This window comes from Exiguobacterium sp. SL-9 (genome assembly GCF_004336985.1).
GTDB lineage: Bacteria > Bacillota > Bacilli > Exiguobacteriales > Exiguobacteriaceae > Exiguobacterium.
On the sequence record NZ_SJUO01000001.1, the window covers coordinates 517,549 to 542,911 of the forward strand.

Consider the following 25,363-nt stretch of genomic DNA (forward strand, 5'->3'; position numbering starts at 1 on the left):
CGACACATTCCGCACAAAAAAGCGGACACCGTTGTGCCCGCCCACTTCATTTAATGATTGCCGTTCTAAAGAACTGGTCGAACAGCTCGATCGCAACATCAATTGCCCGCTCATCCGGGTTGAGCGTCGACTGATGGAGCCCTGAGCCCATATCGTTCACGCCGAGCCAGACCATAAACCCCGGTACTTGTTTCAACATGTAGCCAAAATCTTCCCCAGTCATGGCCGGAACACACGTCTTGTATGAATACCCGACTTCTTCGACCACTTCTTCAAACTGGAATAAATAGCGTTCATCATTGACGACCTCATGATAGCGATTGCCGAACTCGAGGTCGATTTGAACGTTATACGTCATTTCCACCCCAGCGATGATTTGGCGGATGCGTCCCTCGAGCACGACCATTTCCTTATCCGATAACGCGCGAATCGTCCCGTCAAGTTTCGCCGTATCCGCGATGATGTTCTCTTTCGTTCCGGCCGTGACCTTGCCGATCGAGATGACTGCACTGCCCATCGGATCGATGTTACGCGAGACGATCGTCTGAAGTTGCATGATCAATGCAGCTTGGACGATCACGGCGTCAATCCCGGCATGTGGGAAAGCTCCGTGCCCGCCTTTTCCGTGAATCGTTAGATGCAACTCCCGCGCACTCGCGAATAACACACCTGGACGTGACGCAATCGTGCCGACCGGGTATTCCGGAGCGACATGAAGGCCGAACATCGCGTCGGGACGGAAATGATAGAACAGTTCCGACATGGCCATCGGCTCGGCGCCACCCGGACCCTCTTCGGCCGGTTGGAAAAAGATGACGAGGTCATGATCGAGTGGCTCTTCGACGGCACGTTTAATCAAACCGAGGGCGATCGCCATGTGAACGTCGTGACCACAGGCGTGCATCATTCCCTCATGGACGGAGGCGAACTCGAGGCCCGTCTCTTCCATGATTGGCAAACCATCCATGTCGGCTCGGTATCCAATCGTCTTCTCACCCACAAGACCGTCGATGCGGACGAACAGTCCGGTGCGCCAGTGCGAAATGTGAACCCGAGGCGAGTTCAAAGAACGAATCAGCTCCTCAAGCGTCGCTTGTGTTTTAAACTCTTCGTAACCTCGTTCAGGAATCAAATGTAACTGACGTCTTGCTTCAATTGCCCAACTCATTCCACACTCTCCTTTGTCACTTCATCCACGATTTCCCAAAACGCCTTCACTTGCGCCAACTCAAGCATCGATTCGGTCGACAACATCCACGTATCTCGGACGAGCGGCGTGCCGTTCGACGAGGTGAGCGGAATCTTATTGATCGCCTCAACATCGCGAATCGTCGACTCCGGCAAAATCGCAAAACCGATTCCATGGAGTGCCATCTGTTTGCACGTCTCAATTTGGTCGACGACGAGCGTCGTGAGCGGCGGGCTCGAGAAACGCTCTTGCCACCACTCGAGAATCTCTTGATAATATGTCGAGTCGCTCTTGAATTGAATGAACGAACGTTCGTTATTTTTTAATTGCTTTAAATCGGTCATCCGCAAGTCGACCAAGTGGAGCGAATCTGAGAACAGTTTCATCTTCTCGCCTCGCCAGTCAGGGTTTCCCCGGATAATACCGATATGAAAATTTTCTTCTAGCATATAGCGCATCATCTCGCTAGACCAGCCCGTCACGAGCTTGACCCGGACCGACGGATAGCGCTCGACGAATCGTTTCAACACGCGCGGTAGCCAGTATTGTCCCATAATCGACGCAACGGCAATTTTAAGCGTACCGTACACCTCGCCTTGTTGCGCCGTCAACTCGCCTCGAAGTTCTTGTTCTTCACTGTACATCTTCTTCGCAAAATCGATGATTTTTTCACCGTCTGGCGTGAGCGCGAGCCCGCGCGTCGAGCGGACGAATATTTTTTTACCCCATTGGTGCTCAATCGTGACAAGACGTTGGCTGAGCGCGGGCTGGGAGACGAATAACCGCTCCGCTGCTTTACGCATGTTCAACTCTTCGGCGAGCACGATCAACACTTCCACTTCTGATACTTGCATGACGTCACCTGTTTCTCTATCGTTTCAAAGACTGTATACTAGATACGTTATTGCTTCACTGTATCATATCACGTTTGTCGATTAGTTTTGAATCGTCAGGAGGAAATCCCATGCAACGTCATCATTTTGCCTTTATTGTCGCCACCGTCGCGACACTCGGCAGTCTTTATTTCTCAGAAATCATGCTGTACGTGCCATGTAAGTTATGTTGGTTCCAACGCATATTTATGTATCCGCTCGCCATCTATTACTTGACCGTGCTCCTTTCGAACCGGTCCGTGAACAAACTGTTCGTCGGTCTCATGGCCGGGGCGGGTTGGGCCATCGCACTCTATCACGTCATTCTCGAACGGATCCCGAACGGCGACGCGTTCTGTAGCAACGACTGCTTGATTCGTTGGGTAAACTACTTCGGGTTCCTCACGATCCCGCTGCTCAGCTTGATCGCGTTCACCCTCATTTTGCTCATCCAATTTGTACCGACACGCTCGAAGCGATAATCCATGATACACAAAAGAACCGGTCTAATGAACTGCCCCATAAAAGTTGGACATGAAAATCCAACTTTTATGGGGTGTTTTTTATGGCCATGCCTTTATACTACGAATGCCTCCGCGATCCGTCGCGCGGCTCCCGAATTCGTGCGTGAAAGCATGGACGACATCTCGGAAGGTACCCATAAAAAAAGAACCAGTGCCTTGACTGGTTCTCAGACTGTAAACGAGCGCTGACTCTTTTTTTTAGGTTTCTTAAAGAATCATATGATTTACTCTCAGCAAAGTTGCCTTCCCTCCAACTTTTACTTGAGTGATATCCTCTCCCATTGCGGTCAGTTCCACTACGACTTCTGACTGAAGTTCCATTACATACCCTTGCTCCATGACAAATCGAAGCGTATTCCTAGGAACAATATTTTGTTGAAAAAGATAACACGCTAACGCCCCGTTAGACGTTCCTGTGGCAGACTCTTCATCAATTCCATATAACGGCGCAAAATTGCGAGTGTGAGCAGTAGCATCTCCCAGCGTTTCAAGTGTGAAGAGGTGATAACCAACCACATCATATCGTTGACTAACTTCTCGCACTTTTTGAAAATCCGCTCGAATTGATAATAATTCAGTTAGCGATTTGATGGGAATCAATACGTCTCGCAGTCCAGTGAAACCGATCTGAATGGGGAGGCGGTCATCCAATGATTCAAGTGGGACTTTTAGCGAGTCAGCAATTTCTTGCTGGTCTGTCACAGGGAAGAATTCCGGAAGTCGTTGTTGCATCATGATTGTCAAATCATCTCGTATCTCAACTTCTAGCACGCCCGCTTTCGTTTCTTGCGTAAATCGTCCGCTCCCGAGAAGATCTCGTTCCTTCAACACATGAAACGCAGCGATTGTCGCATGACCACAGAGATCGACTTCCTCTTCAGGCGTGAAAAAACGTATACGGACATCCGCACAGTTCGAATGACTTACAAATGCGGTCTCACTGAAGCCGACATCTTTAGCAATCCGTTTCATTTCTGATTCGGTCAGTACGTCTGCGTCTAGTACGACCCCGGCAGCATTTCCTCCTACCCCGTCTTTTGAAAAGGCATGGACGACATATACATCAATAGACATCATTCCCTCTCCTTAATCATACATAATGATCAAATCATTGCCACCACTCATCATAGAGCGAGGCCGGCATATGGTGTTTATGGCGCGACCGCTTGAAAATCGTCTCGATCCGTTCGGCGATGGCCGGGTCTACCGATTTCCCTTCTAAGTAATCATCGAGCTGATCATACGTCATCCCGAGGGCGACCTCGTCCGGGAGTCCTGGCTTGTCATCTTCCAAGTCGGCCGTCGGCACTTTATAAATCAAGCTCTCATGGGCTTCGAGTTCATGGAGCAACGCTTTGCCTTGGCGCTTGTTCAGTCCAGTGAGCGGCGTCAAGTCGGCAGCCCCGTCCCCGTGTTTCGTGTAAAAACCGGTCACATATTCGGCAGCGTGGTCCGTGCCGACGACGAGGGCGCCGAACGTGGCCGCGATGTCGTATTGGACTTTCATCCGCTCGCGCGCTTTCGTGTTCCCTTTATGGAAGTCTCCGAGCTCAAGTCCAGTCGCTTGTTTGAACGCTTCACCCGAGGCGTCGACCGCCGGCTTCACGTTGACCGTGAACGTCTTGTCCGGGCGGATGAACTCGAGGGCGCGTTTGGCATCATCTTCGTCATGCTGCTCGCCATAAGGAAGACGAACGGCGTAGAACGTATAGTCGGCGCCCGTCTCTTCACGTAATTCTTCTATCGCTTGCTGACAGAGTTTACCCGCAAGTGACGAATCCTGTCCGCCAGAGATTCCGAGGACGAGCCCCTTCGAGCCTGCCCGTTTGACATAAGCCTTCAAAAAGTCGATTCGGCGACGAATCTCCTCGGCTGGATTGATGGATGGTTTGACGTGTGTCGAATCGATAATATGTTGTTGCATTCTCAACTTCCTCCCTATCAAGTATCAGTTTGCCTAATTGTCTGACAATCTGTGAATGCCGTCAACTTGTTTCATTCACGAAACAAAACGACGGAAACCTCAGTTTCCGCCGTTCGATTATTGGATGCGGAACGAAGAGACGTCTCCGCCGATCGGTGTCATCTCCAAGAACAGTGACTTCCCAGCAGGTGGCTCTTCGTCCAATAGGACGCCAAACGTAAAGCCGCCGCTCGTCACTTCTGCCGCTCCCTGGGCATAAAGGTTATGACCGTCAGACACGCTCCACTCAAACTCTTCGACATCCGTGTAGCCAGACACATCAATCGTGTTACCGTTTACTTTGATGGCAACATCGCGGAACGCACCGTTCGATTGTGCAGGTTGGTCACTCGGTTGGTCACTCGGTTCCTCACCCGGTTCTTCGGTCGGTTCTTCTTCCGTCGGTGTCTCGACCGCTTCGACCGTCAATGTCTGTTGATCCGTGACCGCCATTTCAGGCGCCCCGTCAACTTGGGCCAGTCCGACGAAATCGACTGTATAGTCCCCGGCTTCGAGCGTGAGTGGGAATACTTCATCGAACACTTTCTTCTCTCCTGGTGCCCACGTCTCTTCGATAATTGATTCCGTGAACATATATTCGCTGCCGTAATCAAAGACGGTCGTCTCATCATTCATCACCGTCATTTGGAAACGTTGTGACGAGTTGAACGTTACTTTGACGGGCTCTTCGTTCGGATTTGTCATTGCTACCGTCGCAGACAATTGTTTCGAATCGGCGTCATAGCTTACGTCCGTATCGAGCGTCAATAAAGCAGGCGGTGTCGACGCTGTGTCGTCCACATCGCTCGGTTTTGCTTCTTCTTTGCTGCACGCCGCCACAATCAACATCATTGCTGTGACGAGGGCCAATAACCAAGTTTTCTTCACGTATCCCACTCTCCTCTGAAAAATAAAAAAACGTCTATAGCACTAGTGTAAACGTTCGTGCAGACGTTTGTAATGGGTTTACGTATATTATTCACCTTTATTATGAAACTTGGACGTTTTCGACGTATTGCTGCCAACCGGTCATGAACAATGTATCAGCGACGTCGATGTCGGAACGAACTTGTGCAGAGATTGAGAACGTCTCGCTGTGAATCGACTCAAAGATGACCGTGATCATACCATCGACGACTTCCTTATAGGCTACGAGTTCTGGTGTTTCTGCAAAAAGCATCATGAGTATGGCTCCTTTGTTGGTATAAGATATGTATAGTGTATCAACGTTTCTCAAGGAAAAACGTCACATCGTTCGACAGGCCAAAAGGCCCACTTACCCAACTGTCGAATAACTGGTATCGATTGTTAGTCATTTGGATGAATTATCAAATTGTATACGAGAAAAGAGAGACGAATCACGTGCTGATTCGTCTCTCTTCCTGTAACTGTAAAAAAGATAAATATTGATTTGTCGAATGATTGTTACTTCGTCCGATTCGAAATTTGTTGCCACACCGTCCCGAGCGCCGTTTCCCCGCTCGTGATCCGTTCTTTCGCGAGACGAGCTTGAAGGGAAACTTCGAACTCACGGTCGTCTTCGGCGATTTTTAGTGCGGGCACCGCCTGCTCATCCCCACAATCGAACAAGAACCGGGCGGCCCGCCACCGGACGAGCTTGCTCTTATCTTTGAGCGCCTCAATCATCGACGGCTGAGACTGCGGCAACGCCCAGTCCGATACCGTATCGCCGGCCGTACGACGGACGATTGGTGACGAGTCCACGAGTGCCTGTTCGATATACGTGACGTACTCTTCCCGGTTCTCTTCGAACATGCCAATCATAACGACCGCTTGTCGACGGATCGCCATCACCTTATCCTCGAGCGCTCGACGGAAATATACCATGTTGTCCGGAATGACCTCGAGTTCATCTAGGAACGCCAGTCGCGCTTTCCAATCGTCTGATTGCAGCTGGTTCGCATTCGCCTCATAGTCGGCTTCCCGCCCGAATGCACGGGCGACGATGCGCGCGACTCGTTCTTCGGGATAAGCTGCCTCGAGTTCTTCTTGCGCGACAACGCTCACGTCCTCGAGTTCCCCGTAACGCGGGGCTTGTTCGACCCAACGCCGGTCTTGAATGACGTTTTTCACTTGGGCTTGCACGTCGAGTGCGGCGTCGACGAACCGTTTCGACAGACCGACACGTTTTTCTATGTCGCCTTTGACGAGTTTCAACTGCATCGGCACATCGAGTACGAACTGGACCGATACATGTACCGGTTCATAGTCTGCTGCCATCTGGCTTGCCTCGACTTCCGCCACGTCTTCCCCGAACGCGCGACGAATCTCGTTCATGACGTCGTGCCAATCGTGTTTTGGATGGCGTTCGACGGCGAGAAAGTCAGAGACCGCGTAGACCGACTTGACCCCACGCAACCCGACGATATCCTCGATGATTGGAGGCATGTCGCGGCTCGCCTTGTCATACGTGACACCCCGACCTGTGAACGCCGGTTCCACGATAATCTTCAAGTTATTTGGACTTGGAGTTGGTTCAATAGCTACTAGTTTCATTCTCATCACCTCATCTTCAATCGTGACGAAAACAACAAAAAAACGCAAGCGAGTCGCTTGCGTCGTGAACATCAAAATAGGGCGATGAACTGTTGGAGCGAATAACGGTCTCCTTCGACGATGAACGTATCGTCCCCGGCGACCGGCTCGAGGAAGAATCGTTTCTCTCCATCGGCTTTCACGTATCCGAAAATATGGCCCGTCTGATAGAATAATTCCACAATCGTGACCCGGCCGAACGTCATCCCGTCATTGATGACTGCCCGGTCCTCTAACTCGCCGCCATTGTACAGTTCAATATACGTTTCCATTTTTGCTGTCGCTCCCTTTGTGTGTGTTTTCACAATTCATTTCTATCAAACATTCAGGGCGACTTCAAGTTATTTTTTTGCGTGACGCTTCCAAAAATCAATCCAATTATAATACTCCAATAATACTCGGTCGATTTGTTGACGCGACTTCTCATCATGCAATCCGCTCTCATCAATCTTTTCTTTGCAATGACTAATAAAAATTTCATTTCCTGGTAAAACGTTCGCACGATTTGTGGCAAATACTTGACGGAGATGGATTTGACAACGCGCCGTCCCGAGCATCCCCGGAGATGCACCGGCAATCATGACCGGCTTGTCTCTGAGCGGTGTCCCTGGTTCGAGTGACAGCCAATCGATTGCGTTCTTCAAGACACCGGGAATGCTGTGATTATACTCGGGTGTCACGACGAGCAGACCATCCGCCTCGCGTACCACTTGTTTGAACGCGAGTACGACGTCAGGTTCGTTCGGATCAATCAAGTCATCATTATAGAGCGGCATCTCAATCGAAGCGATGTCGACATCAAATCGGTCTCGACCGAGCTCGATGATTGAGTGGAGCAACGCCGTGTTGAACGACGCTTTTCGAAGACTTCCTGATACGGCAACAAGCTTGAATTTAGACATGTCGCACCTCCTTAAGCCAATTGTTGATGAGTCGTGCTTCTAATTCAGGCTGCTCCATCATTCCCATATGGCTGCCTGGGACAGTTTGTTTCGTATGATGTTCTGCGCCGAGGAAAGCACGGTCAGCGTCCATGTTCGGATCTTTGTCCCCGTAGAGGAATAGACCGGGCAAGCTCGTTTCGCGCACGGTCTCCGTTTCGTCGGCCCGGTCGCGAATGGCCCGTTGCGCAGAAATAATTCCTTCTTTCGACATCGCATACCCGATTTGTTTCGCGCGCTCGATTAAGGTGTGGGCTGAGTCAGCCGCAAACACCCCCGGAATCATCGTATCGATGAACGGATGGACCCCTTCTGCCATCACTCGCTCGATCGCTTGATTCCGTTTGGCTTTTGCTTCTTCCGGGTCAGCCGCCGCCGTCGAATGAATCAAGCCGAATCCCGACAGCTCGGTCGGATAACGGCGGACGAGATTTGTCGTGACATAGCCCCCGAATGAGTGCCCGAATACGATTGGCCGTTCGAGTTCTCGGAGACGTATCTCAGCGAGCACCCAATCTGCGAACTGGTCCATCGTCTCTGGTCCAGCTTCGGTCCCATCATGTCCCGGTAACGTCAGCGCATACACATCCGCATCGAGCGTCGGGATGAGTTCCTCAAAATAGTCAGGTGAGCCACATAAGCCGTGTAACAGTACAAGTTGTCTCATCGTCTTTCCTCCCTTTCATTCCATTCCTCTTTCAAGAGACGATACATCGTCAAGTCCATAAAACGGCCATGACTATAAGCGTAATCGTGGAGCAGCCCCTCTTCCGTGAATCCAAGCTTCTGTACTAACCGGTTCGATCCTTCATTTTCTGGGGCGACGAGCGCCGAGATACGATGAAATTTGAACTCATCGAATCCGTGCCGAATGACAGCCGATGCCGCCTCATGGGCGACACCCCGACGCCAATGGTTCGGTGCGACTTCAAAGCCGATTTCGGCCCTGAAGTATTGGGGCGTCCAGTTATGAAAGCCAATCGTCCCGACCAGTTCGTTCGTCTCGCGATCACAGATCGCCCAGCGAATCGCTTTGCCTTGTTGGAACTGGTCTTTGAAATAAGCGATGACGTTCTTCGCCTCGTAGACGGCCAGCAAAGGATCGGACCCGTAATAGCGCATCACTTCCTCGGTCGAGAGAATCACATAGAGCGCCCTCGCGTCACGGGGTTCGAGTTCTCTTAAAATGAACCGACTCGTTATGAGTTCAGGAAAACTTTTTTTCAACCCCCACATATGGAATCCGCCTTTCTGCTTCTTTTCCTCAATTATAACCATTTTCTCAAAAAAACCATCATCTCAATCTTCCAGAACCGCTCAAACATGGCGCTCTTGAGAGGGATTTGCTAAAATCAAACTGTAGTGACTTTGAACTGAGGGGATAAACATGTCAAAACAGTTGTTCTATATTAAACAAGACCGAGAACTGCAACGTTTTACACTTCACGGCGTGACGCTGAGCGATGTCACCGAAGCGCTATCACTCGCCCGCCCGATGATTATCTGTCGTACGGACATAAAAGGGATGAGGCAGTCTTCCCGGACCCGGTTCCGCTATATCGAGGCGCATGAACTGTCGACGTTCTCGACGAAATACTTAAACAATCAAACAAGTTTCACCGCCATCGATTTTCCCGACTACCATCTGCTCGAATCGTTGTCGGACCATGAGATTGCCGAGATTTTGTTCCTCAGCCACATGGAGCGTGGCTTAAAGGGACCGTTCCTCAATTCGATTCAAAATGAGATCGCTTTTTTCAACGAATCGAATGACCGTCACAGCAGCCTCTACATCAGAGACTGGTCGACGATCTCGCACTTCCTGCAGAGCGTGTTGCAAAGCAAGCTCGACCGGGACATCCGTAACATCAGTTTCGTTCCGATTCCCTTACCAGTCATCGATGAGATTTTAGCGTTGTCGCCGCAAGGGTTGATCATCGACTTCGACCATACGAAACGGAGCCTGTTCAATCGCCAAGTATCAATCTCCTTCTATGTCGCAGGACGTTACGAGGACATGTCCGTCCTCGAGGAAGATTTCGACGCGAAGAAAGAATCGATCGCATTGAAGGGGCAATTGACGTATCGCCGGCGCACGTGGGAGATCGAACGTTTTTGAGTTCATCCATGCACGAATCTTTGTCGAACCTGATCCAATCAGGTTCTTTTTTGTTATCCCGCCCATAAGAATTACGTCCTAAATCCCTCAGCGACGCGCCTGTGACACTATTTTTAAAAATTGATAACAAATTGTCTTAATTTTTCGTTAAATTAAGTCTTTTCTTTTATCGCGAGGGCGGTATACTAGGAATAACCTTCTGGAGGAATGGAAGGCAATATAGAGAAAGCGAGGTGAAAATCTATTCATCACGCGGATGGATAGATACATGAGATGGAACAACTGAAAGTACAGGGAATGTCTTCGTTCACCAAGTTTGCGACGAATGGAAAAATGCTGAAACTAAAAGATGCAGTAGCCGGCGAGCAACGGATTTCGCTTCAAGAAGCGACCGATATTCAAGTCTCGATGCTCGACGAGGACCATTCGCGCTTCACTATATTCGGTCAGTCACACCCGCTCGTTGAACTGACCCTACCTCACCATTCTTGTGAAGTGTTACATGCCTGGTTATTACACAAGTTAAAACGCCAAAAAATCAAATTGGCTTCAAACGCCTAAACCAACAATAAGACCACGCCCATGCGGACGTGGTCTTTCGTTTGGATTCAGCTTCATGTGAACAAGGAGACGAACCAGCTGATGAGGATCCCGACGAGCGCAAAGTCTGAATCGCCGAACGTCGTACTCTCAAAGCCAAGGTTCCCGAGTAGCGGCAACAACATGGCCGGCAAGAAGCTAATGAGGAGACCGTTGGCGAAGGCACCTAAAATCGCACCGCGTCGCCCTCCTGTCGCGTTCCCGAACACGCCAGCCGTCGCTCCCGTGAAGAAGTGAGGGACTAACCCTGGAACGATGATCGCGAGCCCGAACAGCGGGAGGAAGAACATCGAAATCAATCCTGCCGCAAAACTGACCAAGAAGCCGATGATGACCGCGTTCGGAGCGAACGGGAACACGGTCGGACAATCCAGTGCCGGTTTCGCGTTCGGGACCATCTTGTCAGCGATCCCTTTGAACGCCGGTACGATCTCGGCAATCAACATCCGTACCCCGGCGAGAACGATATACACACCAGCCGCGAACGTGATCGCTTGAATAATCGAGAAGACGATATAGTTCGAACCGCCTGATAGCTCACTCTCGACAAAGCCTGGCCCGGCGAAGATGGCGACGACCACAAACAAGAGCGTCATCGTCAACGAGACAGCGACCGATGTGTCACGCAGGAAGCCGAGCTGCTTCGGAACTTGGATCTGCTCGGTCGAATGTTCTTTGTTGCCAGCATACTTGCCGATCGTACCCGAGACGAAATACCCGAGTGAACCGAAGTGGCCGATCGCAAAGTCGTCTGAACCCGTGATTTGACGGACGAACGGTTGCAAGAGCGCCGGGAAGAGCACCATACATAACCCGAGCAACACCGAACCGACCGCGACGAGGACGACTCCTTCAAGGCCAGACACCGAAAGAATCGCGGCAAGCAGACTTGCCATGAACAGCGTATGGTGACCCGTCAAAAAAATATATTTGAACGGTGTGAACCGGGCGAGTACGATGTTCATGACCATCCCGAACACCATGATCATCGCCGTCTCGACGCCGAACGCGTCTTGGGCGACCGCGACGATTGCTTCGTTGTTCGGGATGACCCCGCGAATACTAAACGCTTCGTCGAACATCTGTCCGAATATATCAAGCGCCGCGATGATGACCCCAGCTCCGGCCCCAATAATGACGAATCCCATGATTGTCTTCAACGTGCCCGAGACGACCGATGCCACATCTTTCTTTTGAAGCATAAGACCGATCAAAGCGAATAAACCGACCAAGATGGCAGGTGTTCCTAATATGTCCCGCATAATTAAATCAAGCATTCATTGTTCCCCCTTCCAACCCCCGAAGTCGTTTACAGTTTACCTTCTAGTTGCGCCTTGATCCCTTCGATGTCCATGACATTCTCAAGAGCGACAATTTCCCGCGTCCCGTCATCGAGCGTGCCGATGATGTCTTTGGCCCCTACATAAATGTCGGCCGGTTCCGTACGTGCCGTCGCGATATCCGTGTGCGACACTTCTGCCTCGGCACCCATTTGATCAAGCGCCTTCTTCACATTCAACTCCATGATGAAACTTGAACCGAGCCCGTTCCCGCATACTACTAAAATCTTTTTCATTATTCATTCCTCCTCAGAATATTTGTTGATAACCGGTAACATGTCGTCACTCGCCTGAGCGGACAACAATATCGCTAAATCTTCCTCGTTACCGAGTAATTCCGTCAGTTGGGCGAGCGCCTTCAAATGTGTCGTCTGGTCGATGGCCGCAAGCACAAAGAAGAGTCGCACCGATTTATTTTCGGGAAAGACGACCGGGTCCCCCACTTTCAATACGCTCATGCCGAGCTTTCGGACCCCATCCTCGGGCCGGGCATGCGGAATGGCCACGTCCGGCATGAGGACGATATACGGACCATGTTCTGTGACGTTGTCAATCATCGTGTCGATATAACTCGTGACAATCGATTCATTCGTTTCGAGCGGCTTGGCTGCGAGTCGGATGGCCGTTTGCCAATCGTCGACTTTGTCCAACACTTGGATATTTTCTCGTGTGATCAGTTCATTTAGCACCGGCTGTCCCCCCTGGTGTACAGTTTGAGTCGTGTCAGCGTACAACAACGCCCGCAAATCTTGGCGCAATTGTCGTTCATTGGTGACGGTCGCATGTTTTTTCACGACTTGCAACACGTCCTCGATTTGAATCGCAATGGGCTCGCCCCGTTTCAAAAACCGTTGCTCGATTTGACGTTTCAACTGGATTTGTTCAAGCCGTGTCGGCAAGGCCGGGACGAGTGTGACATTCGCCAACTCATGAATCGTTCGCGGCAACGGGACGGTCGTGAAAATCAAGTCGACGAGCGGCGCATACTGCTCGACGTCCCGCTGAGAGATCGGCGGCAAAAAGACGATCTCCGGGAATTGATTCTTTAAAATATGATCGAGCATATGCGAGACGCTAATCCCGCTCGGACAGACGACGATGGCTTTCATCTGGTCATCGAGATGCTGTCCTTGTTGATGGAGATGCGCCGCAAAATGGAGCGTATAATACATGACTTCTGTCGCCGGTACGTCCTTGCCGAGACGTTGCCGGAACGGCTCGAGCGACCGCTCCACGAGCACGTTTAGCACTTGGTGTTCTTTCATGACATAACGTTCGAGCTCTTCGGGTGCCTCGAGTCCTGTATAGACGCGTTGCATCGTCGCTTTCGAATGAAGCACGAGTTTTTCGCACAACGCTTCTCGCTCGATGATGAACGTACAACTGAGCAATTCGAACCGTTCGATTACATCCATCATGACGCTAGCTAATTCATGTTGCGTCGCCTCATCCATCTCTTCCTCGACTTTGGGTCCGCTCTTGATCAACATATCGAGCGTCACCCAAAGATGAGGCATTTGACTGAAGTGATGCCGAAGCACGTCATCCGTATTTTCCGCCATGACGAGGTCCTCTGTGTCAGTCGATGTAGGTAACGTCATTCGGCTTCCAAACAATAGGAAGTAGGCGAGCTTTTCACGATGGATCTCGACCAATTTGAACTGCCTCACCGTCTCATACGTTTCCAGTTGGTGAAGTAGCTGTTCATACTCGATCTCCCAATCCACGAGCACGGCACTGACGAGACGTTCCTTCGTCGAACGCGTGACGAGACGTTCAATCGTCCGATATAAATACAAGGCGATCGTTTGCGGATGTCCGTTCACGTGATACCCTGATTTTCGGGTATAGGCGAAATCGAGACCGAAATGCGCCGCGCTTCGTTTCACGCTATTCAAACTTTCCTGCACCGTGTATTTGGAGACATCGAGTAGCTGTTGGAAATGAAACGCCGATAAAAATTCACGGTTTACTAATGTGAAGAACACGATTAACAACTCGCGCTCTTCCTCGGCCCAAATCAATCCAGCCTGTTCAAATCGTTCCATCAGCTCGGGGGTGACCGTCAACTGAATCGTCGCCCCGTCCGTTTTCATGTCGGACAGTCCACAATCAAGCAACCATTCTTGAATCCGCTCCAGCTCATACTCGATGGCCCGTCGTGAATACGGGAGCATCAGCTCGAGCGATTCAATCGTTACTCGTTGTTCGTGCATGATGACACTCAAAATCCGCTTGCTCTTTTCATTTAGTAACATGGTAGTGGCCTCCTACACGTTTAGTATAAGTGAGTTTCACCCGAAATTTGTAAGCGTTTACGACAGGGTTTTCGGGACGTGTTTCCCAAACTTCTGTCTCTCCTCATGCGTCCAGAAAAAAGAGGCGCAGGGTCACATGTGTCCCTCGCCTCTTCCTTATCTAAAATCAATCATTCTATCGAACCTGTTTCGTTCTTCCGATAAATGGTGACGCCTCCGTGTTTCGCTTCGCCAACGACTTCAAACATCCAGCCCTTGTCGATCAATAGCGAACGGACCGTTAAAAACTCGTCTTTTGGCACGAGCACCTCTTCGACCGAACCGTCGAGAAGTTCTTGAATCTTTTGTTCCCATTCATTCATTATGCGTCACCTCTCTCCGTTTGTTCTCGGTTCGCCCAGCCAAACAGTTGTTCACTCGTCTGCATCACGTTTCCTGGTACGAACAGATTTTCTGGGACACGGGTATGCGACGCGACCGGTTCATCGATGGCGAGTATGACCGGTTCACCGAGTTCCCGTTCAAGGTAATCCGCTGCGAACGCAATCCGCTCGCGGTCTGTCGTGACGCCTGCGTCTTGAAGCGCGCTGTCATAGGCCTCGTCCCGCTCATTATCCTTCATCAATACGCCCCCCGATTCAAGGATGGCGAACGGGGGCTTCGCATCGACATGAAACACTTCATAGGCGCGATACGACGCCTCACCGCACGACAAAAACGGCACGAAACGGTGTTGCCCTGTCCATTTCTTCAGTTGGAACAGCGTCCGCATCGTGGTGAACGATTTGGCTCCGGACGCGTCCTTTTCGACCAGGATTGTCGGCATTTCCGCCGCATCCGCTCGATCTCGGTCCATAAACAACCATGTTTCGACTTGTGTTATGAGAATCAAATTTGTTTCCTCCTTACCATTTCTGACCCCGCCACGATGACAAGGGCGACGAGCCAGCCTCCGATGACGTCACTAAAATAATGGACGTTCAAGATGACCCGACTGAACGAGACGGCTAACGTCAGGGTGACGAGCAGCATCAAGCCGGCGACGGTCTTATTGCGACGATATACCAACACGGCGACCAGTCCGTACAACGCGAGTGACCCTGAGGCGTGACCGCTCGGGAAACTGTACGTCGTCGCGTCGAGCGCCGCATCGATCGACGGCCGGTCGATACCATAGATGAGTTTCAGCCCTTGCGTCACAAGTAGCGTCGTGATGACGACAATCGGTAAGCGGAACGCCTCGAACCTGTTACCCCGCCACAAAAAATAAAGCATGCCGATCAACGACAGGCCGATCAATACTTTTACGCTGCCGAGCTCGGTCACATAGACGAACAGCGGACCGGCGAGCGGGTCAAGCGTAGACGTGACGAACCGATCAACCGGCACCACCCAACCTAAAACAACGACCACCGAGAAGAGCACGAAACTGATCGCCCCGGTGATCGCCAACATGTTTGAGCGCGGTGTCATTAATATAAGCCTTTCCGTTCCCGCATCTCGTCTTCGCCAAAGTCGGTCATATCACGCAAACGGTGCGCCAAGCGACCTGATGCGTTCGCCGCAATCGCGCCGACAAGATCATCCATGAACGTATGGACTTGCCCGTCTTCCATTTTCGTATCGAGCTGTTTGATGATACCGATCTTCGCTTTGTCTAAGTATCCGAACGTCGTGACGGCGATGGAACCATATGTGTTGACAGCCCCGATGGCAATCGTCTCATCGACACCGAACAAGCCTTCGTCCGACGCCACAATCGATAGAAGTGGCTCGGACAACTGTCCGCGCTCGGCCAGCATGTCGAGTTCTGACCCGACGAGAATCGCATGTTGGAGCTCGCGTTTATCTAACACGGCTTCGACCGATTCCGTGCATTCTTTCAATGACAAATGTGGCGAATACGGCGCCTGCATTTGATAGACGATCTCGGCAATCGATTCAATCGATACGCCCCGTTCAATCAAGCGAGCCCGTGCGGCCTCGCGTACGTCTCTTGAGTGTGGTACATGTTTCATCATATAGGCGGGAATCCTCCCGCTACACATCCTTTCATCTCGAGAAGATTGCTTCTCGAAGTACTCAATCTCTATTATACTGAAAACTCGAAAAAAAGACTAAGCCCGCTTTGACTTCATTCATTAAATCGGTCATCATAAAAAAGTAGACCACTTTATAAAGGGGGAACTGGAATGAAGATTGGGGTAGTCTTATTTCCATCAAAACAAGTTCAAGATTTCGCCAACTCGTACCGGAAGCGGTATGACACGAAGTACGCCTTGATTTCACCACACGTGACGATCAAGGAGCGCACCGAGATTGACGAAGCCGATTTACCGAAAGTGCTCGAGTATTTGCAACAAGTCGCCGACACGACCAAACCGATTCAACTAAAAATCGATGGGGTTCGCTCGTTCGCACCGACGAACAACGTCCTCTACTTAAAAGTGTTGCCGACGCGCGAACTGTCAGCGCTACAGGACAAGCTCCACGAGGGGCTCCTCAACCAGCCTCCAAAATATGAATTTCTTCCGCACATCACCATCGGGCAAGATTTGACCGATGCCGAACTGTTCGACGTACTCGAACGGATGCGCATGGAGCAAGTTCATTTCGAGGAGACGGTCAACCGTATGGCCGTCATGTATGAGCTCGAAAACGAAACATGGAACGTCTATGAGACGTTCCGGTTCCGCGGATAAGATTATACGCTCCGGTCGACAAATCGACCGGGGCTGTTTTGTTGTTCGGCTTCTAACCATTCTTCTTGGCGCGGGCGGATTCGTTGGACGCGTTGAATCCGTGTGACCGGCTCGATATTCGCCCGTTCTGTCGGTTGAACTTGGCGATTTCCATATTGGACGACCGTAAAATCAATCTGATAAGGACCCATGATCCAACCTCCTTTTCAGGTCCTTACCCGAAATACGGTCCGGATAATACAAAAAAGAGCGCATCGCTGCGCCCTTCCCTTAGATTCACAAAATATGATAACCGCTGTCGACGTGGATGATTTCTCCCGTCACACCGCTGCCCATGCTCGACAACAAGAACAAGCCCGTCGAGGCCACTTCTTCTGCCGAGACGTTGCGTCGTAGCGGCGCCTTCTGCTCGAGTTCAGACAAGATGCTGTTAAAGTCGCCGACACCTTTGGCCGACAACGTACGAATCGGTCCTGCCGAGATCGCGTTGACGCGGACGCCGTGCGGTCCGTACTCGTTCGCCAAGTATTTGACGCTCGAGTCGAGAGCTGCTTTTGCGACACCCATCAAGTTATAGTTCGGGACGACGCGCTCACCGCCAAGGTACGTGAGTGTGATGACCGATGCGTCTTCTGCGAAATACGGTTTGGCCGCTTTGACGACTGCTGTCAAACTGTACGCCGAAATGTCGAGCGCTTGTGCGAACTGACCGCGCGTCATCTCTGAGAATTCGCCGCGAAGCGCTTCTTTGTCCGCAAAGGCGATTGAATGAGCAATCCCTTGAATCGGGCCCGCTTGTTCGTGAATCGTGCGGAACGTCGTATCGATTGCTTCGTCGTTCGTGACGTCACATTCTAAAAGTAGCGCTTCGCCATTCAAATCGGCCGCAAGCGATTCAAGACCTGACTTGAAGCGTTCGGCTGCATACGTGAGGACGAGCTTCGCACCTGCCGCGTCAAGCGTCTTCGCGATCGCCCATGCGATCGAGCGTTTATTGGCAATTCCCATGACGACATACGTCTTATTCGTTAACGTTGGATAGATTGACATCGTAAACTCCCCTTTTTAGTACCTGGTTATAACATCTGTTATCAGATTACAGAATGGTGTCTGTTTTGTCAACTAGCGCGTAACGTATTGCGATTTTTTTAACTTACGGTAAGATAAAATACGTATAGAAAGGGTGAGACGATTTCATCATGAACCGCATTCAATCTTATTTAAGAAGTTTAGACACAACACTTTTGACCATCGTCTTTTTCTTGATGATCATCAGTCTAGGTGCCATTTACACGGCACAACCGATGTTGCCGACACGATTACAACATATCAACTTCGCATTCGATCAAGGAATCCGTTACATTCTCGGGTTCGTGGCCATGTTCGCCATCATGACGATCGAATACGAACAGTTGCGAAAAATTCACTGGTACCTCTATTCCTTCGGGCTCTTGCTACTAGTTGGGTTGATTCCGCTCCGGGATACGACGCTCGTTCCAAACATTAACGGGGCGTACGGCTGGTATAACGTGCCTGGTTTCAGTTTCCAACCGGCCGAATTCATGAAGTTGTTTTTACTCATCTCCATGGCCACGATCGTCTACGACCATAATAAACGTTACGGCTCGTCCCAACAGGATACGTGGCTGTTAATGAAACTTGTATTACTCGCCATTCCGCCGCTCGGACTGATTGTCACCCAGCCAGACTTAGGGACCGGGCTTGTTCTCATCACGATGCTCGGCGCCATCATCATCGTCTCCGGGATCGGCTGGAAGTGGCTGCTCGGTCTGTTCAGCGCTGCTGCCGTGACGATTGGCGGTTTCATGTACTTGTTCTTCTCCCACTTTGAGGTGTTGCAAAGCTTTGTGCCAGGCCACGCCTTGAACCGATTCCAAGCGTGGATTTACCCGTATGAGTATTCCGACGACTTGGCGTTTCAGTTGATCAAATCGCTTCAGGCGATCGGGTCTGGTCAAATGTTCGGGGCCGGCTACGGCCAAGGTTTGGTCTATCTGCCAGAATCACAGACCGACTTCATTTTCGCCGTCATCGCTGAACATTATGGGTTTATCGGGGCCGCCATCGTGATTATCGTCTTCTTCCTGTTCTTATACCGGATGATTCATATCGCGCTTGAAGCGAGCAGTCCGTTCGGTAGTTACATCGTGACCGCCGTCATCGCCATGTTCACGTTCCAGATTTTCCAAAACATCGGGATGACGATCGGTGTCCTTCCAATCACCGGTCTGACTTTACCGTTCATCAGTTACGGGGGGACCGGGATTATCATGAACATGATTGCCATCGGCCTCGTCATGAACGTCGCTTCGAAATCAAAATCGTATATGTTTGATGACGATTAAACAATAGTCCCGCACTCAGCTGAGTGCGGGACTATTTGTATTACGCTTCTAGTCGAAAGTCATGCGGGTATGCCGCCTCAATCACGAGTCTCTCCCCTGTCATCGGGTGGCAAAACGTCGCCGAGGCGCTATGGAGCGCGTGACGGTCGATCACAGGCTTGCCGCCATACATCGTATCCCCAAGGAGTGGATGTCCAATATGGCGCAGGTGGACGCGAATTTGATGTGTCCGCCCGGTCTCGAGGACAATCGTCAATGCCGTATATGCACCGTGCGCCTCCGCCTCAAGAACGTGGGTCACGGCTCGCTGTCCGTCCGCTGTCACGACCCGCTCCATAATCGAGTCTGGGGCACGGCCGATCGGAGCGTCGATTGTCTGCGGGAAAACTGATCCTTCGACAAGAGCAAGATACGTCCGTGACAAGCCACCGGTCTGTTGCAGTTCACTGAACCGATGGTGCACGTAAGCATATTTAGCGAACAAGACGACACCGCTCGTGTCACGGTCGAGCCGGTTGATGACGTGAATCGCCGACTGCAACCCGATTCGTTCGTAATATCCGAGCACCGCATTGGCGAGCGTGTCGTCCGGATGGAGCCGGGACGGGATCGTCGCGATTCCAGCCGGTTTGTCGACGGCGAGCAAATAGTCGTCCTCAAACAGGATCGTAAGCGGGCGTGACGAGCGGACCATCGCCGCCGCCGGCTGTTCGACCGGGAAATGGACAGTCACTTCTTCACCTTCTTGAATATCATAGCGAACGGTACGTGGCTCACCGTTGACGAGGATGAGACCGCCTTGTTTGATTTGAGTCAACATTTTGCGCGAGATGCCGCAGTCTGTCATTAAAAAATCGCGCAGCGGGACGGTTGTCTCCGCGACGCGATGCAATGTGAATCCGTACATCGGTTACTTCCCTTCCTCGATGAACGATTCCCGGACTCGTCGCCAAAATGGGAACGGGCGAAACCGGGCAAACGTCACTTTTTCTTTCGCGACTGCACAGCGAATCGAGCGCACGTTCGACCAAGATAACGCTTCTTGGTGGTCGAACGCAAGTTCGAATTCGGTTTTCGTGTGCGGCTCGATCTTCACTTGATGATGTTTCGGTAACAAGAGCGGTGAACCGATCGTCCGGTACACCAAGTTATTGATCGATGCCATTTCTGTCACTTGTATCGCTTCAATCGACGGATGGACGATGGCCCCACCGAGTGCTTTGTTATAGGCCGTCGAGCCGGACGGTGTCGAGATGCACAACCCGTCACCTCGAAACGTCTCGAAGTAATCATCACGAATCGACAAGTCACAGACGAGCGTGCGTTTATAGTTTTTAATCGTACACTCGTTCATGGCGAGTTGTCGTTCGGTCGTCCCGTCCTCGTAATCGATGAGCACCTCGACGAGCGGATAAGATACCGGTTCGAACGACTCGCTCGTGATCATCTCCGTCAACTCGTCGAGCTCGTCTGGTTGCCAGTCGGCGTAAAACCCGAGATGGCCCGTATGAATCCCAACGAGCAACGTGTCATCAAGCCGGTCGATATATTCATGAAACGCTTGGAGCATCGTCCCATCCCCACCGACCGAGACGACGATTCGCGGCTCTTTCGAAACCGAGTGACCCGCCTCGGTCAATTTATTCGTCAATTCGCGCGCAATGTCGGCCGAACGCGCGTCTCCCCGTGCTACAATCGCAAACTGCATGCCTTGGCCCCCTAGTCTTGGTCCGTTTGGACGTTCATTTCTTTATCCCGGAACACTTGCTGTGCATCTTGAATTTCGACGCGGAGCTGGCTCATCTCGGCATCGAGCAAAAATGCCGCCTCAGCCGCCCTACGTAAGCGCTCTTGCACCTCGATCGGCATATCTCCATCGTATTTATAGTTGAGCGAGTGCTCAATCGTCGCCCAAAAGTTCATCGCAAGCGTCCTCACTTGAACTTCGACGAGTGTCGGGAATTCGCCGTGGATTGTCTGGGCCGGGTATTCAAGAATCAAATGGTAAGAGCGATAGCCCGATTCCTTTTGGTTCGTGATGTAGTTGCGTTCCTCGACAATCTTGAAGTCGGTCCGGTGATGGAGCAGTTCGAGGACGTGGACGATATCGTCCACGAATTGGCACATGATGCGAAGTCCAGCGATATCTTGCATCTCTGTCGACAACTTGTCGTTAGGAATTTGCTTTCGCTTCGCCTTCTCGAGAATGCTACCGACCGGTTTAACCCGGCCTGTCACAAACTCGATCGGGGAGTGGTCGTTTTGAGATTTAAATTGTTTCCGAATCGCCTTGAATTTAACTTTCAGTTCATCGACCGCGATTTGATACGGCACTAAAAATTGATCCCAATCCATTGATTGCATATGCTGTCACCACTTTCGTTCATTTCGGAAAAACCCTGCTTTTTCCGTATGTATCCGATAGTATGGTATCATAAACGAACAATTGTTCATAGAATGGAGCGATGATTTATGACCCAAGAAGTGGAAATTGAATTTAAATCGATGTTGACGAAAGACGAATATGAGACGTTGCTCGCCGCCTACGATTTAACGGACAAAGTGAAATGGCAAGCGAACGATTACTTCGACACGCCGACGTTCGAATTGAAGAGCCATGGGGCTGCCCTCCGGATTCGGGAGAAAAAACACGGCCAAGTGTTGACACTCAAACAACCGCATGACGTCGGACTGCTCGAGACGCACGCCCCAATCAATGAAACAGAAGCCGAGAACTTGTTCAAATACGGCATCATCCATGACGATCAAATGAAAGAGGCGCTTGCTTCGTTTGATTTGACCGGACCGCTCGACCACCTCGGTCGCCTTGAGACGAAACGCGCGGAAATCGAGACGCCAGACGGTCTGCTCGTCCTCGACGAAAGTCATTATTTGGAGATTCACGACTATGAAATAGAATTTGAAGTGACCGATGAAGCGAAAGGCAAAATTGCGTTTGAACAGCTTCTCCATCGCCATGACATCCCCCTCCGGCCCGCCAAAAATAAAATCGTTCGATTCATGGAAGAAAAGATGCGTCGAAACCAAGGTTGAGCAGATACGTTGCCAACCTTTTTTTTTCGTTGCTACAATGAGCATACAATCTATTTGATTTTGTTTACGAGAGGAGGCGACACAATGGAACTTGAACAATGTAATGAGTCATCCTGTTCATTGGAAGAATCTTCTATCCAAGTAACATATAAGCCATTAGAGTTATTCTATTTCATGGACATCTCAGATCCTGACGGGCTTCACGTGATGACACTCATTAAAAAACTCGAACTTGAATACGGGCACTTGATTCGTTTCCGTATGGTTTCGACGGTTCCTAGTTGTGTTGGCGGATGTCAAGAAGAGGTTCGCCTTCTCACGATGATCAAGGCTATGGAGTTACAAGGGAAACGTCATGCGATGCGCTTCATGCGCCACTTGCATATTAACGATATCTTTTTGAAGGATAGCTCTAACGACAACGACTTATGGGAGATTGCCCGCTCGTTCGTCGGCTATGGACTCGACATCGATGAGTTGGCCGCTGATATCCAATCCAATCAACTGCTGAGCGCACTCGCGGTCGATCACGAGATTTTGAAAGACTGGGAGATTGAATCGCTTCCCGCCTTGACGTTCGTCACCCGTGACGAGGCGCTCAAGATTGAAGGACTCTACCCGTATGACGTCTATCAGGCCGTCATGGCCGAACTGCTCGGCTATGTGCCAACACGCGAGACTGGTTGGGACGTCGAGAAAGTGTTAAGACGTTATGATGCCTCGACAATCACCGAGCTCGCTTTCATTTTAGAGCTCGACAAGCCTGTCATCGAAAGAGAATTAAAAAAATTGTCACTCCAACAACGTTGCCGGCCTGTACCGGGCTGTAGCGGCCAAGCTTGGGCGACGAATAAATGACAAAAAACCCACGGCCGGGGAGCCGTGGGTTTTTCAATGTTCCCCGCGGGGACGGAGAACACTGTTACCCGAGTATCTATACAGATCACAGGTTGGGAGAAAGTTTACGGTCAATAAAGGGGTTTGTGATTGATTTCACACTTATAATATACCGAGACGAGCGCGACCTGACAAGCACTTTGTTCATATTGTCACATAATGTTCACGCCCCGCTTCTCTTATTGGAAGAGTAACGCTTCCATCTCGTCGAGCACAGACTCGAACTGATCGAGTGCCGCGAGTACTGGTGCTTTCGTCGTCATATCGACGCCAGCCGCTTTTAACACTTCAATCGGGTAATCGCTCGACCCGGCTTTCAAGAATTTGTCGATGTATCGACGGACGGCCGGCTCCCCTTCGTCCATGATCTGTTGCGACAACGCGGCTGACGCCGAGATGCCTGTCGCATACTGATAGACGTAGTAGTTGTAATAGAAGTGCGGGATTCGTGCCCATTCGAAGGCAATCTCGCCATCGATGACGAGCTCGTCCCCGAAGTAGCGTTTGTTCAGTTCGAGGTACGTCTCGTTCAAATACTCAGGCGTAAGCGAGACACCGTCTTGTGCCGCTTTATGAATCATATGCTCGAACTCGGCGAACATCGTCTGACGGAACAACGTGCCACGGAACGTCTCAAGTTGGTTGTTCAAGAGATAGAGCCGCTCTTGACGGTCGGTGCGCGTCTTCAATAAATAATCGTTCAAGAGCGCCTCGTTCGTCGTCGATGCCACTTCCGCCACGAAGATCGAATAGTCTCCGTACGGATACGGTTGCGACGCCCGTGTATAATGGCTATGGACCGAATGGCCGAACTCATGGGCGAGTGTGAACAAGTTGTTGACGTTGTCTTGCCAGTTCATCAAGATGAACGGTTGCGTGTCATACGCACCTGAAGAATAGGCCCCGCTCCGTTTGCCACGCGTCTCACGGACGTCGACCCAACGTGAATCAAGACCGTCCTTGACGATTTGGACGTACTCGTCCCCGAGTGGTGCGAGCCCCTCGACCATCAAGTCTTTCGCTTCGTCATATGGGATTTTCATGTCCACGTCTTTTACGAGCGGCGTATACAAGTCATACATATGGAGCTCGTCCACACCGAGTGCCCGTTTCCGAAGCGCGACGTAACGATGCAACAAGTCGAGGCGCTCGTTCACCGCTTCGACGAGACCGTCGTATACCGCTTCCGGGATGGCGTTATGATGGAGCGCCGCTTGACGGGCACTCTCGAACTTACGGACCGTCGCATAGAAGTTATCCTTCTTCACGCTGCCTGACAATGTCGAGGCGAACGTGTTCAAATATTGCTCGTACGTGCCGTACATCGCCTTGAACGCCCCTTCGCGGACGCTACGGTCGCTCGACTCGAGGAATGTGATGTAACGGCCGTGCGTCAATTCGACATCTTCACCTTTCTCGTTCTTCACTTTCGGGAATTTCAAATCGGCGTTGTTGAGCATGCCGAACGTCGAACTCGACTGGCCGAGCACGTCACCAGCTTGAGCGAGAATCGCCTCTTCGGCCTCCGTCAACACGTGCGGACGCTCTTGCGCCAACTCGTCGAACGCATGGCGATAGACGTTGAGCGATTCGTGTTCCGCCATGAACGCCTCGATTTGACTCTCATCGATGGCGAGCAATTCCGGCGTCATGAATGCGAGCTGAGCCGAAATTTGGGCCGCGAGCGAGCCCGCCCGGTCGTTCAACGCTTGGTAATGACTGTTCGACGTATCTTCGTCATAACGCATATGGGCGTATGTATACAGTTTATGCAATTGACGCGAGATGTCGTCGCGAAGTTGCAGGCCTTCAAACAAAGTAGAGGCTGATTCCCCGAGTTTACCTTTAAACGCGACCAAGGCCGGCACGTTTGCTTTCAATGCCTCAAAATCGTGTTCCCACGCCTGATCGTCCGCATAAATCGTCTCCAAGTTCCACGTCTCCTCGACGGGTACTTGTTTTCGTGTAAGTACTTCTGACAT

At 51.0% G+C, this 25,363-nt stretch carries 31 protein-coding genes; 7 read left to right on the forward strand and 24 right to left on the reverse strand.

The features are described 5' to 3' along the window. Positions 1-46: 46 nt before the first annotated feature. Positions 47-1,168 carry an N-acetyldiaminopimelate deacetylase gene (locus EVJ34_RS02680; RefSeq protein WP_131433710.1) on the reverse strand — a complete coding sequence of 374 codons (1,122 nt, stop codon included), beginning with the start codon at positions 1,166-1,168 and terminating at the stop codon, positions 47-49. Next, a complete protein-coding gene (locus EVJ34_RS02685) occupies positions 1,165-2,043 on the reverse strand; it encodes a transcriptional regulator CcpC (protein ID WP_131433708.1) in 879 nt (292 codons plus the stop codon). The genes EVJ34_RS02680 and EVJ34_RS02685 overlap by 4 nt, the downstream gene beginning before the upstream one ends. Positions 2,044-2,153: 110 nt before the next feature. Here EVJ34_RS02685 and EVJ34_RS02690 point away from each other — a divergent pair, with 110 nt between their 5' ends. Then, positions 2,154-2,543: a disulfide bond formation protein B gene (locus EVJ34_RS02690; RefSeq protein WP_131433706.1), complete on the forward strand. Its 390-nt coding sequence runs from the start codon at positions 2,154-2,156 to the stop codon at positions 2,541-2,543. Positions 2,544-2,792: 249 nt separating this feature from the next. Here EVJ34_RS02690 and EVJ34_RS02695 read toward each other — a convergent pair whose 3' ends face one another. The 9 genes from EVJ34_RS02695 to EVJ34_RS02735 form a co-directional block, all read right to left on the reverse strand. Further along, positions 2,793-3,659 (reverse strand): PhzF family phenazine biosynthesis protein, encoded by an 867-nt coding sequence (locus EVJ34_RS02695; protein ID WP_131484627.1) that lies wholly within the window; start codon positions 3,657-3,659, stop codon positions 2,793-2,795. A gap of 34 nt (positions 3,660-3,693) precedes the next feature. Further along, positions 3,694-4,509: an ammonia-dependent NAD(+) synthetase gene (nadE, locus tag EVJ34_RS02700; protein ID WP_131484628.1), complete on the reverse strand. Its 816-nt coding sequence runs from the start codon at positions 4,507-4,509 to the stop codon at positions 3,694-3,696. A 117-nt stretch (positions 4,510-4,626) separates the two neighbouring features. Then, on the reverse strand, positions 4,627-5,436 hold the full coding sequence (locus tag EVJ34_RS02705; RefSeq protein ID WP_236636619.1) for a BsuPI-related putative proteinase inhibitor: 810 nt from the start codon (positions 5,434-5,436) through the stop codon (positions 4,627-4,629). 100 nt (positions 5,437-5,536) lie between these two features. Beyond that, a complete protein-coding gene (locus EVJ34_RS02710) occupies positions 5,537-5,731 on the reverse strand; it encodes a hypothetical protein (protein ID WP_131484629.1) in 195 nt (64 codons plus the stop codon). Positions 5,732-5,973: 242 nt separating this feature from the next. Beyond that, complete coding sequence (locus tag EVJ34_RS02715) at positions 5,974-7,065, reverse strand: virulence factor (RefSeq protein ID WP_131484630.1); 1,092 nt, start codon at positions 7,063-7,065, stop codon at positions 5,974-5,976. Positions 7,066-7,136: 71 nt separating this feature from the next. Beyond that, on the reverse strand, positions 7,137-7,376 hold the full coding sequence (locus tag EVJ34_RS02720; protein ID WP_034776991.1) for a hypothetical protein: 240 nt from the start codon (positions 7,374-7,376) through the stop codon (positions 7,137-7,139). 69 nt (positions 7,377-7,445) lie between these two features. Beyond that, a complete protein-coding gene (locus EVJ34_RS02725) occupies positions 7,446-8,006 on the reverse strand; it encodes an NADPH-dependent FMN reductase (RefSeq protein WP_131484631.1) in 561 nt (186 codons plus the stop codon). Beyond that, a complete protein-coding gene (locus EVJ34_RS02730; protein WP_131484632.1) occupies positions 7,999-8,712 on the reverse strand; it encodes an alpha/beta fold hydrolase in 714 nt (237 codons plus the stop codon). The genes EVJ34_RS02725 and EVJ34_RS02730 overlap by 8 nt, the downstream gene beginning before the upstream one ends. Continuing rightward, positions 8,709-9,281, reverse strand: coding sequence for a GNAT family N-acetyltransferase (locus EVJ34_RS02735; protein ID WP_131433692.1), 573 nt, complete (start codon positions 9,279-9,281; stop codon positions 8,709-8,711). The genes EVJ34_RS02730 and EVJ34_RS02735 overlap by 4 nt, the downstream gene beginning before the upstream one ends. A 151-nt stretch (positions 9,282-9,432) precedes the next feature. Between EVJ34_RS02735 and EVJ34_RS02740 the strand changes: the two genes are divergently transcribed. Both EVJ34_RS02740 and EVJ34_RS02745 read left to right on the forward strand, forming a co-directional pair. Continuing rightward, positions 9,433-10,164: a hypothetical protein gene (locus EVJ34_RS02740; RefSeq protein WP_131433690.1), complete on the forward strand. Its 732-nt coding sequence runs from the start codon at positions 9,433-9,435 to the stop codon at positions 10,162-10,164. Between the two features lie 273 nt (positions 10,165-10,437). Then, positions 10,438-10,725, forward strand: coding sequence for an FHA domain-containing protein (locus tag EVJ34_RS02745; RefSeq protein ID WP_029595769.1), 288 nt, complete (start codon positions 10,438-10,440; stop codon positions 10,723-10,725). Between the two features lie 53 nt (positions 10,726-10,778). Here the strand turns inward: EVJ34_RS02745 and EVJ34_RS02750 are convergent, their stop codons facing one another. From EVJ34_RS02750 to EVJ34_RS02780, 7 genes are all read right to left on the reverse strand, one after another. Further along, the gene (locus EVJ34_RS02750) at positions 10,779-12,041 is read right to left on the reverse strand and encodes a PTS ascorbate transporter subunit IIC (protein WP_131433688.1); all 1,263 of its coding nucleotides are present in this window, start codon (positions 12,039-12,041) and stop codon (positions 10,779-10,781) included. Between the two features lie 32 nt (positions 12,042-12,073). Continuing rightward, on the reverse strand, positions 12,074-12,340 hold the full coding sequence (locus EVJ34_RS02755) for a PTS sugar transporter subunit IIB (RefSeq protein ID WP_131433686.1): 267 nt from the start codon (positions 12,338-12,340) through the stop codon (positions 12,074-12,076). A gap of 3 nt (positions 12,341-12,343) precedes the next feature. Next, positions 12,344-14,362, reverse strand: a complete 2,019-nt coding sequence (locus EVJ34_RS02760; protein ID WP_131484633.1) for a BglG family transcription antiterminator — start codon at positions 14,360-14,362, stop codon at positions 12,344-12,346. A 170-nt stretch (positions 14,363-14,532) separates the two neighbouring features. Further along, the gene (locus tag EVJ34_RS02765; RefSeq protein WP_131484634.1) at positions 14,533-14,724 is read right to left on the reverse strand and encodes a hypothetical protein; all 192 of its coding nucleotides are present in this window, start codon (positions 14,722-14,724) and stop codon (positions 14,533-14,535) included. Next, the gene (locus EVJ34_RS02770) at positions 14,724-15,254 is read right to left on the reverse strand and encodes a hypothetical protein (protein ID WP_131484635.1); all 531 of its coding nucleotides are present in this window, start codon (positions 15,252-15,254) and stop codon (positions 14,724-14,726) included. The genes EVJ34_RS02765 and EVJ34_RS02770 overlap by 1 nt, the downstream gene beginning before the upstream one ends. Continuing rightward, positions 15,251-15,835 (reverse strand): phosphatase PAP2 family protein, encoded by a 585-nt coding sequence (locus EVJ34_RS02775; RefSeq protein WP_131433678.1) that lies wholly within the window; start codon positions 15,833-15,835, stop codon positions 15,251-15,253. The genes EVJ34_RS02770 and EVJ34_RS02775 overlap by 4 nt, the downstream gene beginning before the upstream one ends. Further along, positions 15,835-16,380, reverse strand: a complete 546-nt coding sequence (locus EVJ34_RS02780) for a phosphatidylglycerophosphatase A family protein (protein ID WP_131434288.1) — start codon at positions 16,378-16,380, stop codon at positions 15,835-15,837. The genes EVJ34_RS02775 and EVJ34_RS02780 overlap by 1 nt, the downstream gene beginning before the upstream one ends. Positions 16,381-16,554: 174 nt before the next feature. On the opposite strand from EVJ34_RS02780, the gene EVJ34_RS02785 reads away from it, so the two are divergent. Next, positions 16,555-17,064, forward strand: a complete 510-nt coding sequence (locus EVJ34_RS02785; RefSeq protein WP_131433676.1) for a YjcG family protein — start codon at positions 16,555-16,557, stop codon at positions 17,062-17,064. Between the two features lie 2 nt (positions 17,065-17,066). Here the strand turns inward: EVJ34_RS02785 and EVJ34_RS02790 are convergent, their stop codons facing one another. Together EVJ34_RS02790 and fabI are read right to left on the reverse strand one after the other, a co-directional pair. After that, a complete protein-coding gene (locus tag EVJ34_RS02790) occupies positions 17,067-17,255 on the reverse strand; it encodes a hypothetical protein (protein ID WP_021066964.1) in 189 nt (62 codons plus the stop codon). A gap of 85 nt (positions 17,256-17,340) precedes the next feature. After that, positions 17,341-18,114, reverse strand: coding sequence for an enoyl-ACP reductase FabI (gene fabI / locus EVJ34_RS02795; protein WP_131484636.1), 774 nt, complete (start codon positions 18,112-18,114; stop codon positions 17,341-17,343). A gap of 149 nt (positions 18,115-18,263) precedes the next feature. Here fabI and EVJ34_RS02800 point away from each other — a divergent pair, with 149 nt between their 5' ends. Beyond that, positions 18,264-19,430 (forward strand): FtsW/RodA/SpoVE family cell cycle protein, encoded by a 1,167-nt coding sequence (locus tag EVJ34_RS02800; protein ID WP_131433672.1) that lies wholly within the window; start codon positions 18,264-18,266, stop codon positions 19,428-19,430. A gap of 40 nt (positions 19,431-19,470) precedes the next feature. Here the strand turns inward: EVJ34_RS02800 and EVJ34_RS02805 are convergent, their stop codons facing one another. Genes EVJ34_RS02805 through yjbM form a run of 3 tightly spaced genes read right to left on the reverse strand, consistent with a single transcriptional unit; the run spans position 19,471 to position 21,794 of the window. Further along, a complete protein-coding gene (locus tag EVJ34_RS02805; protein WP_131484637.1) occupies positions 19,471-20,337 on the reverse strand; it encodes an RluA family pseudouridine synthase in 867 nt (288 codons plus the stop codon). A gap of 3 nt (positions 20,338-20,340) precedes the next feature. Beyond that, positions 20,341-21,138, reverse strand: coding sequence for an NAD kinase (locus tag EVJ34_RS02810; protein WP_034776962.1), 798 nt, complete (start codon positions 21,136-21,138; stop codon positions 20,341-20,343). 11 nt (positions 21,139-21,149) lie between these two features. Continuing rightward, positions 21,150-21,794 carry a GTP diphosphokinase gene (gene yjbM / locus EVJ34_RS02815; protein ID WP_131433667.1) on the reverse strand — a complete coding sequence of 215 codons (645 nt, stop codon included), beginning with the start codon at positions 21,792-21,794 and terminating at the stop codon, positions 21,150-21,152. A 108-nt stretch (positions 21,795-21,902) separates the two neighbouring features. On the opposite strand from yjbM, the gene EVJ34_RS02820 reads away from it, so the two are divergent. Both EVJ34_RS02820 and EVJ34_RS02825 read left to right on the forward strand, forming a co-directional pair. Beyond that, a complete protein-coding gene (locus EVJ34_RS02820; RefSeq protein ID WP_201739912.1) occupies positions 21,903-22,484 on the forward strand; it encodes a CYTH domain-containing protein in 582 nt (193 codons plus the stop codon). 84 nt (positions 22,485-22,568) lie between these two features. Beyond that, positions 22,569-23,342, forward strand: a complete 774-nt coding sequence (locus tag EVJ34_RS02825; protein ID WP_236636620.1) for a DsbA family protein — start codon at positions 22,569-22,571, stop codon at positions 23,340-23,342. 218 nt (positions 23,343-23,560) lie between these two features. On the opposite strand, the gene pepF is transcribed toward EVJ34_RS02825, so the two are convergent. Further along, positions 23,561-25,363 carry an oligoendopeptidase F gene (gene pepF, locus EVJ34_RS02830; RefSeq protein ID WP_131433665.1) on the reverse strand — a complete coding sequence of 601 codons (1,803 nt, stop codon included), beginning with the start codon at positions 25,361-25,363 and terminating at the stop codon, positions 23,561-23,563.